The sequence below is a fragment of the Petrimonas mucosa genome (genome assembly GCF_900095795.1).
Taxonomy (GTDB): Bacteria; Bacteroidota; Bacteroidia; order Bacteroidales; family Dysgonomonadaceae; genus Petrimonas; species Petrimonas mucosa.
Genome location: NZ_LT608328.1, coordinates 1,915,816 through 1,929,259, shown reverse-complemented (window position 1 = coordinate 1,929,259; position 13,444 = coordinate 1,915,816). Strand labels below are relative to the sequence as shown.

Sequence of the window (13,444 nt, the reverse complement as noted above, 5' to 3'; positions counted from 1 at the left end):
ATCACCTGCGGCGATAACGGGAGAGCCAGCTATCGAGGCTGTCCAGCAGGATGGGCGACTCTTTCCGGACTGCCCACGACTCCAGTTGCGTGAAACTGATATCGGTCTCCACATCAATTTCAACCATCCTCTCTGCAAGTTCCCGGGCAGCGATCTCATCGCAAACCGTAAAATCGATATCTCCACCGGCAACCATCATTACAAGCTGCTCCGTCTCATACAGGTCGTTCTGTTCCACAAAAATGGTGTCGCCAATCTCATGGGAGAGGTTTTGCAGGCGCAGGATTACCGGCGAGTTCCGGTGTACATGGATGGTCCTCTTGGCCAGATCGAGGTGTTGACGGATAGGGGCGACTCCGTTGTTGAACTCCGCCTTCCGCTGCACCAGCACCTGCTTGTTCAGGTTGATCGACCGGGTAAAACCGAACTGCTGCCGCAACTCTGTATTTACTGGAATGTTCCGGGCAACAACATCATACTTTCCCTGCTTCAGTCCCTCGAGGCTCTTATCCAGGCCGTTTTCAAGGAAAATATTGATTTTTAAACCCCAATCCCGCTCCAGAATTTTTATAAGCTCATATTGAAATCCGGCGATGGTATCACCCGACACATGGTATCCGATTGGATCATAGCTGGTAACAATGTTGAGTTCGCCGCTTTCCACTATTTCCGGATAGTCCCTGGGCAAAACGGCACTCTTCCTGGAAAGGGAATATAGCATAACCATCAGGGCCAATACGATCCCCAGAAGTATGCTGTAAACAATAAGCATCCTTTTCGTTTTCACGGTCAAACAGTTTGTTTAATTGTGCAGGTCAACCGAAAGGCCCATTTTGAACATCATCGGATTTACCGGATAGTTGGGCAACGAGAAATATTCGCGCGGCTTCAATACGGCGGACGCAGCATTGTAGAGCATTACAAAAAAACGGGTCTGTTTCAGGTGCATGTTAGCGTATACAGTGGCAATGGGATAGTTACCAATCTCTTTCTCACGCTGGTTGTAGAACTGAAGCAAAGCCGGCTCGTAACCGGGAGAGAAATAGGTGGTATGATAATGGGCATCGACACCGAACTGAAAGGTCAACTCATTCACTATAAGCGCTTTCAAATACATATTTGAATAAACACTTAAAGAGGGCACCGGTATTACCTCCTGATTGCTCGAGGTCTGGTAGACTACCCGATTATCCCAGTTGAATACACCCAGCCTTATATTCTGATCCACACCTGCAGTCAACACCTGTACGTTAGGAGCGTGTTGGGCAACCGTTCTCTCTTGATCGAAATAGATATAGTTCTGCAGATTTTCCACGCCTGCATTCACCGTAGTGTTCGTGAACGGAATATGAAGCCTGCCGCCGACAAATGCCCTGCGCACATCTTCCAACTCTTTATCCCACCAGAAATATTTGGAGTGATAATGTTTCTGAAGGTAATTCGGGGTGATGTTCCGGAGATAGGCATGACCACTCAGCTCGGTCCGCTTTCCGGCCAGGTTGAAGGCGGTCTCCACCTCTCCCTCCAGGTTCACCTCCCCAAGATCGGCTCCCGCCATGCCCAGGTTGGCCTGCAGGTTGAAACGGAAATGCTCTCCCTGCTGTTTGTTCAGTATCCCCCCGATAAAAAGGGAGTTTTCGCGGTGTTTGCTCCGGCCGATGTTACCGCCGACCGAGTCGATCATCGAGAAGTTCCTCACTTCATGTTCTATATACCCTGTCAGACCGAATTTCACCCATGGTTTGAATCCTTCACGAAGCGACAGTGCGACACTGTTCTTGAAGGATGAAAAGGTGACACTGTCGTCAACCGCCGTATTGTAATAACGGTTCGTATAGAACTGGTCGATACGTTGCATCGCCTGGCCCTCAATCGTTACCTGTGCCGTATCATAGGAGAGAAACCGCCGGTCCTGTCCCGTATAATGCGACGTAATAACGAGGCTCGCTACAGGCACGAACTTGCCGCTGCCAAGCGAATCTGCCGACCGGTCGTTATACCCGATATTGTACTTTCCGGAAAAGAAGAGATGGTTGGTCTTCATCTTGTTCCAGGTATTGGTGAATTTCACGGGAATGTCGCCTGTCGAGAAGTTCTCGCCTACCGATTCCGGATCGAGGATGAACCGCTCATCGGTAATTCCACCATTCTCAAACTGCTTTACGGTGGAGGTCGACGCCAGAAGATGGCTCTCGAACTTGTCGCTCAGGTAGTTTCCAAAAAGAGACCAGTCGTTGTGCTTGTTCTCCTGCGACCTGTATAATCCTTTTGCACTGATCAGGTCACCCTCTATGCCCGCATTGAGACGTTTTCCAAAGTTGGTCGTCAGCAACGCTTTCAACCGTTGCTCCTTTACCGGTCGGCTACCCGCGGTCTGATAAGTGAGGTTGGCGTACGGTACCCGCGTATTGTAGAAAAGGTGTTGTTCGGGCGACTTATTGTAGGGTCTGTAAGCATCGTAAAACGGGAAATGGCTGGTTTCGTCTTGTTCGAAAAATATTTTCGAGATGAAGGGCGATCCGATCGGTCCCAAATATCCGCCTGCAACCGAATATCCGTCGGGGATCGTGGTCTGCTGGTAATTGTGCTTCAACGTGTCCATGGCTGCGACAAGGCGGTCGCCGCTTCTGGGGTGAAGATACCAGACTGTAGCAGCAGGCAGTACCAGGTTGACGGTGTCGAACGGCTCTTCCATTTCATGTTGATGATCATGTGGAGCCTGTCGGGGTGTCACTTGCAACGAATCAGGCAAAATAACACGCGCCTGAGCCATCGATTCGGAGACACAGACGGTTATCCATAAAACTATGAATATGATTTTTCTCATCGGGTGCAAACTTACATAAAATTTGCGATATATAATTTAGGAGATCCCATTTTTTGGGTCAATTGCCCCCTCTAGAAGGGTGTCGGGAGGTAGAGCGAAAAGTGAGAAACGGTGTCGACGGCAACTTTTTTTGGCCAGAGTTAAAAATAAATGGCAAATTTTGCCCCTTGTTAAAATTATTCTATTAACTTTGCGACATTAAATGAGATAAAATGAAAGTAAACAAGCTTCACCATCATCATTTTCATACTTGCTGTCAGGCGAGGTGATAAGGATATGTAGAAGCATCAATCCACAATATTGACCCGTCTGAAGATTTCAGGCGGTTTTTTTTTATTAACACCCAAGCGGTTGAAAAACGCTTGCACAAAACAGATACAGATGGAAAAGCTGAAAATAGCCATCCAGAAAACAGGGCGATTGAGTGAGAAATCGTTGCAGTTGCTGAGCGAATGCGGTATCAAGGTGTCGAACAGCGACAGGAAGCTGAGGACGGAGGCCCGCAATTTCCCCATGGAGATTCTCTTTCTGAGAGATGACGACATTCCGCAATACGTTGAAAACGGCGTTGCTGATATCGGTATTCTGGGAGAGAACGAAGTGTGGGAAAAAGAGAAGGAGGTGGACGAGATTGAGAAGCTCGGTTTTGGTAACTGCAGGCTCTCGCTGGCGATTCCCAAAGATGAGGAGTATACCGGTCTGGAATATTTCCGAGGTAAGCGGATTGCCACCAGCTATCCCAAAATCCTTGGGAAATTCTTCAGCAAGAAAGGCATCGATGTGAAGATCGAGGAGCTGGGGGGAAGTGTGGAAATTGCGACCGGAATCGGCCTGGCCGACGGGATCTTCGATATAGTAAGCACCGGTAGTACATTAATAATGAACGGATTGAAGGAGGTGGAGGCGATCATCAAGAGCGAGGCAGTGCTGATTGCAAACAAGCAGCTCACTCCTGCCCGTCGGGAACTCCTGGAGAGGCTTCTGTTCCGTATTAGGGCCTACAAGCGGGGAGTGGAAAGCAAATATATCGTGATGAACGCGCCCAATTCGTCGATTCCAAGGATCTGTGCCATTCTTCCGGGAATGAAGTCGCCCAGTATCCTGCCGCTTGCCGAGGAGGGATGGAGCAGTATCCACTCGGTGGTACAGGAAGACCAGTTCTGGGATGTGATCGATGCGCTGAAGGATGTGGAGGCCCAGGGAATCTTGGTGATGAATATTGAAAAGATGATACTCTGATCGATGAAGACGATAAATAACCCTTCAGAAAAAAGGTGGCCGAAACTGGCAGAACGGTCCGCCATCAAACAGGCCAAGCTGATGGAGCTGGTAAATACCGTTTTTTACGATATCCGGAAAAAGGGGGACAAGGCCTTGCTGAAATATGCACGGAAATTTGACGGTTTTGCGGCAGAACAGTTTACGGTGGATGCCGGGACGATTGCAGCCGCAGCCTCATCGATACCGGAACAATTGAAGGAGGCCATCGGCCTTGCAAAAAGGAATATCGAGAAGTTCCACCTTTCGCAACAGGAGCAGACCCTGAAAGTGGAGACCTCCCCCGGTGTGGTTTGCTGGCGTGAGGCACGGCCCATCGAGAAAGTGGGGATCTACGTCCCGGGAGGAACCGCACCGCTCTTCTCCACCGTCCTGATGCTGGCCGTTCCTGCCAGAATAGCCGGTTGCAGCGAGATCGTGCTCTGTACACCACCCGACAAGGATGGGACCGTTCATCCAGCCATCCTTTATGCGGCATCCCTTGCCGGCGTAACCCGTGTAGTGGTACTTGGAGGGATCCAAGCCATCGGAGCCATGTGTTTCGGTACCCATTCGGTTCCGAAGGTGGAGAAAATCTTCGGCCCGGGAAACCAGTACGTGATGACGGCAAAGCATGCAGCCCAATATTATGGCACTGCCATCGACATGCCTGCCGGTCCCAGCGAGCTGGTTGTGGTGGCGGACAGCAGCTGCCATCCGTCGTTCGTTGCCGCCGATCTGCTGTCGCAAGCCGAACATGGTCCCGACAGCGAAGTGATCCTCCTGTCGGACAATAAGCAGGTAATCCGGGAGGTGAACAGGGAACTGGAGATCCAACTGAGCAACCTGCCGCGACAAGATATTGCGGAAAAGGCGTTGAAAAACAGCCGGGCCATCCAGTTCAAGGATATCGACACCTGCATCCGATTCAGCAACCTCTATGCGCCCGAGCACCTGATTCTCGCAGTGGAGAATCCCGTACTGCGCAGCCGGGAGGTAACCAGTGCCGGTTCCGTTTTCCTGGGCAACTACAGTTGCGAAAGCGCCGGCGATTACGCCAGCGGAACCAATCACACACTTCCCACAAGTGGACATGCACGAGCATACAGCGGCGTTTCGCTGGACAGTTTTGTAAAGAAGATCACCTTTCAGCAGCTCACGGAAGAGGGGATCACAAGCATCGGAGCGGCCGTCGAAACCATGGCCGAAGCCGAAGCGCTCATTGCTCACAAGAACGCCATGACACTGCGGCTTGAGGAGGTATCGAAGCGATTTCAGAGTGAACAGTCCCAATATTAAGATGATGATAGATGATAGACGATATAACAAAATTTGTACGCCCCAATATCCTGGCGCTTAAACCCTACTCCAGCGCCCGCGACGAGTTTTCAGGCAGTGAAGGCATCTTCCTCGATGCAAACGAGAATCCCTACGGGAACCTTAACCGATATCCTGATCCTCACCAGAAGGCATTAAAGAGCAAGTTGTCGGAAATCAAGAAGATATCGGCAGATCAGATATTTATCGGCAACGGAAGCGATGAGGTGATCGACCTGATTTACCGGATCTTCTGTGAACCTGGAGAGTCGAGCGCCATCGTCTGCCCTCCCACCTATGGCATGTATGAGGTGTCGGCCAACATCAACAACGTCAGATTGCACCGGATTCCGTTGACCGACGACTTCCAGCTCGATCTGGAGAAGATTCTGCAAACGGCCGGTTCGGACAGCTCGGTAAAGCTGATTTTCATCTGCTCGCCGAACAATCCTACTGGAAACAGGTTAAACAATATCGGGAAACTGCTCGACAGGTTTAACGGGATCGTGGTGGCAGACGAAGCCTATATCGATTTTTGCCCGGAGTACAGCCTAAAAGAGAAGATCGGCAGCCATCCCAATCTTATCGTGATGCAGACGTTCAGTAAGGCGTGGGCATTGGCGGGAGTACGCATTGGAATGGCCTTTGCGGGGAAAAAGATCATCTCGTTGCTGGAGAAGACCAAACCGCCTTACAACGTCAGCGTGCTTAACCAGCAGGCGGCACTGGAAGCGCTTGCAGATGCAGATGAGTTTGAGAAGCGCCGCAACATCATCCTTCAGCAGCGCAGCCACCTTGTCGAAGAATTGGCAAAACTGAAGATCGTGAAAAGGATCTACCCATCGGATGCCAATTTCCTGCTGGTAGAGGTTTCGGATGCCGACCGGGTTTACAGGCATCTGGTGGAGAAGCAGGTGATTATCCGCAACCGCACTACTCAGGTGACAAATTGTGTACGGATAACCGTCGGCACTCCCGACGAAAACAGGCAACTGCTGAAGGAGCTCTACCTTCTGGATGGTTCTGCAAGGTGAATGAAAATAGTATATTGATCATGAAAAAAGTGTTGTTTATCGACCGTGACGGTACATTGATCATCGAGCCTCCTGTCGATTATCAGGTCGACAGCCTGGAGAAGCTGGAGTTCTACCCCAAGGTATTCCAGTACCTGTCGCGGATTGCACGGGAACTGGAGTACGAACTGGTGATGGTTACCAACCAGGATGGTCTGGGAACGGCGTCGTTTCCCGAAGAGAGTTTCTGGCCGGCACACAACAAAATGCTGCGGGCTTTTGAAAACGAGGGAATTTATTTCAGCGACATCCTGATCGACCGCTCGTTCGAGCACCAGCAGCTACCCACCCGGAAGCCGGGAACGGCAATGTTGAGCCACTACATGAAAGGGGGGTATGACCTGCAAAATTCTTACGTAATCGGCGACCGGAAAACCGATCTCCAGCTGGCCCGCAACCTCGGTTGTAAAGCGATATACCTGAACCGGGAAAAGTGCAGTGATGCCGTACTCTCAACAACCGACTGGGGGGAGATCTACGCCTTCCTGAAACAGGAGCCAAGAAGAGGTGTGGTGCGACGATCAACTTCCGAGACCGATGTTTTTGTGGAGGTAAACCTCGACGGATCGGGAAAAAGCGAGATTACGACCGGACTGGGATTCTTCGACCATATGCTGGACCAGATTGCACGCCACGGGAAGGTTGACCTGACCATACGGGTCAAGGGCGATCTGCATATCGATGAGCACCATACGGTTGAAGATACGGCCATTGCCCTCGGCGAGGCTTTCCTGCAGGCACTGGGAAAAAAGAAAGGGATTGCACGATACGGCTTCCTGCTGCCGATGGACGACTGTCTGGCGCAGGTTGCAATCGATTTCGGCGGTCGTCCCTGGCTGGTCTGGAATGTCGATCTCACCCGTGAGATGATCGGCGATGTACCTGCCGAGATGTTTCTCCACTTCTTCAAATCCTTCTCCGATAACGCCAGATGCAACCTCAATATCAAAGCTGAAGGGCATAACGACCACCACAAGGTGGAGGCGATATTCAAAGCATTTGCCAGATCGGTCCGGATGGCCGTGGAACGTGGAGAAGAGGGGGGTATCCCCAGCACCAAAGGAGTACTGTAACATGATAGCCATTGTCAAATATAACGCAGGCAATATCGCATCGGTAAAGAATGCGGTGGAACGGTTGGGATACAACTGTTCCGTTACCGATGACGAGATAGAGATCAGGCGGGCCGCGAAGGTGATCTTTCCCGGCGTAGGTGAAGCATCGTCGGCCATGGAGTACCTGAGGGAACGGAAGATGGACAGGCTTATCAGATCGCTTGAACAGCCCGTACTGGGAATATGCCTCGGACTGCAGCTGTTGTGCCGCCATTCGGAAGAGGGAAACACCAATTGCCTTGGACTCTTCGACACCTCAGTAAAGAGATTTCCGACAACCGACATCGTTCCACATATCGGATGGAACGACCTGAAGCAGACGCGATCGTTGCTGTTCGACGGCTTTGGCAGCGAAGATACGGTATATTTCGTACACAGCTACTATGCCGAAATCTGCAGCCAGACCATCGCCACGTGCGATTACATATTGCCGTTCAGTGCGGCCATGCAGCACCGGAATTTCTTTGCCACACAGTTTCATCCCGAGAAATCGGCGAGTGTCGGCGAGAGGATACTGGGCAATTTTTTGAAACTCTAAAAGCTACCCATTCAAAGGAGAGAACGCATGAGAATCATTCCAGCCATAGACATCATCGACGGGAAGTGTGTACGCCTGACCAAAGGCGACTACAGCACCCGAAAGGTATATAACGAAGATCCTGTAGAGGTGGCAAAGGCTTTTGAAGCGAGCGGAATCGGCTACCTGCACCTGGTCGACCTGGATGGAGCAAAATCGAATCACATTGTAAACAAGGATGTTCTAAGAAAAATTGCAACTGCCACTTCACTGCAGGTGGACTTCGGAGGAGGAATCAAAAGTGACGAGGATCTGCGTATTGCTTTCGAAAACGGAGCCGCACAGGTTACCGCAGGAAGCATTGCGGCCCGGAACCCCGATCTCTTTCTGAAGTGGCTGGACCAATACGGTGCCGACAAGATCATCCTGGGTGCCGACAGTCATGGCAGAAAAATTGCCACTCACGGATGGCAACAGGAATCTGACCTGGATGTGGTGGATTTCATTGCCGGTTACGAACGTAAAGGGGTTAGCTTTGTGATCTGTACGGATATATCGAAGGATGGTATGCTGCAAGGTACTTCCATCGAACTCTATGCGGAGATACTGCAGGCGACCGGCGTCAAGCTGATTGCCAGCGGCGGCATAACATCAATTGACGACCTTAAGGCGGTGAAGGCGCTGGGATGTGAAGGAGCCATCATCGGGAAAGCGTTGTACGAAGGCAAGATAGAACTGAACGAATTACGCGTTGCAGGGTTTCTGTAACGTGAGACTAAAATATCAAACGATATGCTCAGGAAAAGAATTATTCCCTGTCTCGACATCAAGGACGGGCGAACGGTGAAAGGGGTAAACTTTGTCGGACTCCGCGATGCCGGCGACGCAGTGGAACTGGCTAAACGTTATGTCAGGGAGGGGGCGGACGAACTGGTCTTTCTCGACATTACGGCCACCGTTGAGAAACGTAAGAACCTGACGGAACTGGTTGAAAAGATTGCCCGGGAGATCAACATTCCCTTTACCGTAGGGGGCGGAATCAACTCGCTGGAAGACGCACAGGCGATCATCAAGGCGGGTGCCGACAAGGTAAGCATCAACACGGCGGCGGTACAACATCCCGAACTCATCACGGAGATTGCGGCGGAATTTGGCAGCCAGTGCGTTGTTCTGGCTATCGACACGAAACTGGAACATGATGAATGGATAGTCTATATCCACGGGGGCAGAACCCCCACCCCGCTTAGGGCAGTCGACTGGGCAAGGGAGGGGGAGCGTCGTGGCGCCGGTGAGATCCTGTTGACATCGATGAATAACGATGGAACCAAAAACGGTTTTGCTCTCGATATCACGGCTACCATCTCCGCCGGGGTGAACATCCCGGTCATCGCTTCGGGCGGTGCAGGCACCATGAACCATTTTGCCGATCTCTTTCAGCAGACAAAGGCCAGTGCCGCGCTGGCGGCCAGCATTTTCCATTTTGGAGAAATTGCCATTCCCCAGTTGAAACAATTCCTGAGACAACAACAAGTTGAAGTAAGAATCCAACAAACATAAAAATCATGACAATCAATTTCGAAAAATCCGGAGGTTTGGTTCCGGTTATCATTCAGAACAGCCATACATTGCAAGTGCTGATGCTCGGCTATATGAACAAAGAGGCACTCGAAAAGACCAGATCGGAAGGCAAGGTGACATTCTTCAGCCGAAGCAAAAACCGGTTGTGGACCAAGGGGGAGAGCTCCGGTAACTATCTTGTAGTAGATGAGATTCTTGAAGATTGCGACAACGACACGCTGCTGATCAAGGCGCTTCCGCAGGGTCCCACCTGTCATACCGGCTCCACAAGCTGTTTTTCAGGTGAGATTGCCAAAGGGTTTATCTACGAACTGGAGAGTGTGATCGAGCAACGGATCGGGAGCAATGCTGAGGGGTCCTACACCAGCAGGCTTTTCAACAGCGGGGTGAACAAGGTGGCACAAAAGGTGGGGGAAGAGGCAGTAGAACTGGTTATCGAAGCGAAAGACAACAATATCGATCTCTTCAAGAACGAGGCGGCAGACCTGCTCTACCACTTCCTGATCCTGCTGAAGACCAAGTCGTTAAAGCTGGAAGATATTGAGGCTGTTTTGCAAGGACGACACAGGTAGAGATCTCGGGTTGGTGCAAAAAAAAAATCACGTATGTGAAATACGTGATTACCTAAAACAAATCTAAAAGAGAAAACACTTACTATCAGTGAATTCGGGTGGAAAACGGGACTCGAACCCGCGACCTACGGAACCACAATCCGTCGCTCTAACCAACTGAGCTATAACCACCATGTCATAAAGTGGGTGCAAAGATAATTATTTTTTTTCAAATGCAACAACAATTCTCCAAAAAATCAAAAAAAATAGTTGTGGCACCCCTTTTTCTGGTTTTAAAATTGTATTTTTGATGTTACAACCGATAAAGATCAAAAGTCGTGACTAAAAAAGTTAAACTCTCGATACTGGGTATCTCTTTCAGTCAGGTACAGGCCGGGGCTTACGCACTTATCTTTGCCGAGGAGAATGGTGTACGGCGGTTACCGATTGTGATTGGCACACCCGAAGCGCAATCCATTGCCATTGTAATGGAGAACATGACCCCTCCCCGCCCGCTGGCTCATGATCTGGTATACAACATCTTCAACTCTCTGGGCATCGAGTTGCTCGAGGTCTTTATTTACAAATTCGAAGAGGGTGCCTTCTTTGCGGAGTTGCTGTTAAGACAGGACGGCAGGGAATACCGCATCGATTCCCGCACATCCGACGCCGTGGCCATTGCATTGCGTACCCATTCGCCCATTTACACTACTGAGACCATCATGCAGAATATGGCCATTGTGTTCGATGAGCAGGAGGTGCTCTCATCTGATCTCCAGAACAGGGAGATGGAGGTGGAAGAGATCGGGGAAAAGATCGAGGAGGTGAAGATCGACACGCTTAAAAAAAGATTGGAAGAGGCTGTAAAAGCTGAGGATTACGAGTTGGCGACAAAGCTTCGCGACGAGATAAACCGCCGGCAGGGAAGAGAAAATGGCTGATACGTTTTTTTACTCACCCGGGATCCGGGTTTCACAACAGCTGCCGGAGCAGGAATCACAGCACTGTGTAAAAGTACTGCGGATGAAAGAGGGCGACAAGCTGACCGTTACCGACGGCAAGGGATTCTTCTACCCCTGCACGCTGCTTCAGGCTCATCCCAAACATTGTATTGTGAGTATCGACGAGGAGATTCCCCGCCCGAAAAGCTGGGACTTCACCTTGCACATAGCTTTTGCGCCCACCAAAAACATTGACAGGATAGAGTGGTTTGCCGAAAAGGCGACCGAATTGGGGGTGGACCGCTTCTCGCCTTTGCTTTGCCGTTTTTCAGAAAGGAAGGAGCTGAAGGGCGAAAGGGTGGAAAAGATTGTCGTTTCGGCCATGAAGCAGTCGCAACAGGCAGTCATGCCCATTATTGACCCTATGATCCCCTTTCGTCAGTTTGTAGAAAACCCGTTTACAGGTCGAAAATTCATCGCACATTGCCGCCCCGACCCCAACAAGATGGCGTTGGCCAAAACCTGCCGGAAGGGGGAGGATGCCTTGATACTTATCGGCCCTGAAGGTGATTTCAGTGAAGAAGAGGTTCAACAGGCCCTCGATCTCGGGTTTGAACCGGTAAGCCTGGGAGAGAACCGTTTAAGAACCGAAACGGCCTCTCTGTTGGCCTGCCATACCATTCACGTGTTGAATGCACGGTAGCAACATTTAATCAAACCTAAAAGTCTCAAATAAAAGTTGCATGTGCCAGATAAAGTATTTATCTTTAAGGTGTTAAATAAAAAATAACACTCACCCGACACATGCAATACAAAAATAGTAAAAAAATCTCATTTACTGCCAGTTCAGTAAAGAAAGAGTTCAGTTCAGAACAATTAACGTCATATTCAGGGTTAAGCGTAACCTCTGATTTTATCAACCATTGTGGCATTTATCGCCGGCTGGAACATCTTTTCCCAACCATCCGGCACAATGCAAGCCGTTTCAGCACAGCCCAAATACTCTCAAGTATCCTGTTGGCATCGTTGTGCGGTGTTCACCGTTTGAAGCGGATTGAAAACTTCACCTTTGACGCCTTGGTTGCCCGCTTGTTGAAGTTACCCAAGAACATTGACGAGGACACCATACGCCGCCATTTGACAGGTTTGGGTGAAAGGGGCGCCCGTTCGCTTCACGAGCTGTTGTTGGGTTTTACAGGCATGCAAGTTTCCCGTTGCGGTTTAAGCCGCTTGACACTTGATTGCGACTCAAGCACATTTACCGTTTACGGCAACCAACAAGGGGCTGAGGTGGGTTATAACTCGCATAAGAAGGGTTCGAAAAGCTATCACCCCATCTTATGTTTTGTCACGGAGATGAAACTGCTTGTCAATTCATGGCTCCGCCCGGGTTCAGCTTACACCTCAAACGGAGTTTGTGAGTTTGTCAAAGAAACCTTGGCCGCTCTTCCCCAAAAGGTGGAGAAGGTGTTTTTCAGGGCCGACAGCGGTTTTTTCAATGGTGGATTATTTAATTTGTTAGAAGACGGTAAACATGAATATTTGGTGAAAGTAAAGCTGAAAAACCTGAAAGATTTACTTGCCGGGCAGACTTGGCAGCCGATTGGCCCACGGACGGCGACCTGTCAGTTTACACATCAATGTAGCGGTTGGAGGAATCCCCGCATGTTTTATGCCGTGCGCATCATAAAGCAAATGGTTGAAGTCGATTATTTTGGCGAAAAACAATTTGTACCCGAGTATGAGTACTTTTGCTATTGCTCGAACCTGAAAGGATTGGATGCCTTGCAGCTCCATACCCTTTATGGATCCCGATCAGAGAGTGAGAATTGGATCGAGCAAACCAAAAACTCGCTTTGTGCGGGAAAAACCATCACGCATGATTTTTGGGTAAACGATATTCTTTGGCAACTTTCGTCATTTGCCTACAGTTTATCGGTGCTCATGCGATACCGGGGCGACTTTTGGGTTTGGCGTCAAGAGCACTCTACCTTCCGAGAATGGTTTATCCGAGTGCCGGGTAAAGTGGTGAAATCCGGCAGGCAGGTCACGGTAAAAATGCCTAAGGAGTATTACCGAAAAGCGGGGTGGCGTGATTTTGAGCAGCGAATAACGACAACGATGACCGGATGACGGATTTTCACTTAATCGTCCATCGCCATCTTTCGTGTCGTAAAAGGGTTTATGACAAGGAATTGCCATGCCTTGGAAGAGTGGTAATGTTAATATATATAAAAACGCCACCATAAAAAGTAAATCAACACGTTA

13 protein-coding genes and 1 tRNA gene are annotated in these 13,444 nt (G+C 50.0%); 11 read left to right on the top strand and 3 right to left on the bottom strand.

Features of this window, described 5'->3' with window-relative positions; translation table 11 throughout:
* Position 1: 1 nt before the first annotated feature.
* Positions 2 to 787: a transporter substrate-binding domain-containing protein gene (locus ING2E5A_RS07710; protein WP_071138264.1), complete on the bottom strand. Its 786-nt coding sequence runs from the start codon at positions 785 to 787 to the stop codon at positions 2 to 4.
* Positions 788 to 802: 15 nt separating this feature from the next.
* The gene (locus tag ING2E5A_RS07705) at positions 803 to 2,827 is read right to left on the bottom strand and encodes a putative porin (RefSeq protein ID WP_083373253.1); all 2,025 of its coding nucleotides are present in this window, start codon (positions 2,825 to 2,827) and stop codon (positions 803 to 805) included.
* Between the two features lie 381 nt (positions 2,828 to 3,208).
* On the opposite strand from ING2E5A_RS07705, the gene hisG reads away from it, so the two are divergent.
* Genes hisG through hisIE form a run of 8 tightly spaced genes read left to right on the top strand, consistent with a single transcriptional unit; the run spans position 3,209 to position 10,256 of the window.
* Positions 3,209 to 4,066: an ATP phosphoribosyltransferase gene (hisG, locus tag ING2E5A_RS07700; RefSeq protein WP_071138263.1), complete on the top strand. Its 858-nt coding sequence runs from the start codon at positions 3,209 to 3,211 to the stop codon at positions 4,064 to 4,066.
* A gap of 3 nt (positions 4,067 to 4,069) precedes the next feature.
* Positions 4,070 to 5,383, top strand: a complete 1,314-nt coding sequence (gene hisD / locus ING2E5A_RS07695) for a histidinol dehydrogenase (protein ID WP_071136905.1) — start codon at positions 4,070 to 4,072, stop codon at positions 5,381 to 5,383.
* 14 nt (positions 5,384 to 5,397) lie between these two features.
* The gene (hisC, locus tag ING2E5A_RS07690; protein WP_394332601.1) at positions 5,398 to 6,435 is read left to right on the top strand and encodes a histidinol-phosphate transaminase; all 1,038 of its coding nucleotides are present in this window, start codon (positions 5,398 to 5,400) and stop codon (positions 6,433 to 6,435) included.
* A gap of 20 nt (positions 6,436 to 6,455) precedes the next feature.
* Positions 6,456 to 7,547, top strand: coding sequence for a bifunctional histidinol-phosphatase/imidazoleglycerol-phosphate dehydratase HisB (gene hisB, locus ING2E5A_RS07685; RefSeq protein WP_071136903.1), 1,092 nt, complete (start codon positions 6,456 to 6,458; stop codon positions 7,545 to 7,547).
* A 1-nt stretch (position 7,548) separates the two neighbouring features.
* Positions 7,549 to 8,127 (top strand): imidazole glycerol phosphate synthase subunit HisH, encoded by a 579-nt coding sequence (gene hisH, locus ING2E5A_RS07680; RefSeq protein ID WP_071136902.1) that lies wholly within the window; start codon positions 7,549 to 7,551, stop codon positions 8,125 to 8,127.
* 27 nt (positions 8,128 to 8,154) lie between these two features.
* On the top strand, positions 8,155 to 8,874 hold the full coding sequence (gene hisA / locus ING2E5A_RS07675) for a 1-(5-phosphoribosyl)-5-[(5-phosphoribosylamino)methylideneamino]imidazole-4-carboxamide isomerase (protein ID WP_071136901.1): 720 nt from the start codon (positions 8,155 to 8,157) through the stop codon (positions 8,872 to 8,874).
* 24 nt (positions 8,875 to 8,898) lie between these two features.
* Positions 8,899 to 9,663, top strand: a complete 765-nt coding sequence (gene hisF, locus ING2E5A_RS07670) for an imidazole glycerol phosphate synthase subunit HisF (protein ID WP_071136900.1) — start codon at positions 8,899 to 8,901, stop codon at positions 9,661 to 9,663.
* 5 nt (positions 9,664 to 9,668) lie between these two features.
* Positions 9,669 to 10,256 carry a bifunctional phosphoribosyl-AMP cyclohydrolase/phosphoribosyl-ATP diphosphatase HisIE gene (hisIE, locus tag ING2E5A_RS07665; protein WP_071136899.1) on the top strand — a complete coding sequence of 196 codons (588 nt, stop codon included), beginning with the start codon at positions 9,669 to 9,671 and terminating at the stop codon, positions 10,254 to 10,256.
* Between the two features lie 96 nt (positions 10,257 to 10,352).
* Here the strand turns inward: hisIE and ING2E5A_RS07660 are convergent.
* Positions 10,353 to 10,428: transfer RNA gene (locus tag ING2E5A_RS07660), tRNA-His, on the bottom strand.
* A gap of 145 nt (positions 10,429 to 10,573) precedes the next feature.
* Here ING2E5A_RS07660 and ING2E5A_RS07655 point away from each other — a divergent pair.
* From ING2E5A_RS07655 to ING2E5A_RS07645, 3 genes are all read left to right on the top strand, one after another.
* Complete coding sequence (locus ING2E5A_RS07655; protein ID WP_071136898.1) at positions 10,574 to 11,176, top strand: bifunctional nuclease family protein; 603 nt, start codon at positions 10,574 to 10,576, stop codon at positions 11,174 to 11,176.
* A complete protein-coding gene (locus ING2E5A_RS07650) occupies positions 11,169 to 11,879 on the top strand; it encodes a 16S rRNA (uracil(1498)-N(3))-methyltransferase (protein WP_071136897.1) in 711 nt (236 codons plus the stop codon). Before ING2E5A_RS07655 ends, ING2E5A_RS07650 begins: the two co-directional genes overlap by 8 nt.
* 101 nt (positions 11,880 to 11,980) lie before the next feature.
* Entirely contained in the window at positions 11,981 to 13,309 is a 1,329-nt protein-coding gene (locus ING2E5A_RS07645) for an IS1380 family transposase (protein ID WP_071135938.1), read from the top strand.
* Positions 13,310 to 13,444 lie beyond the last annotated feature (135 nt).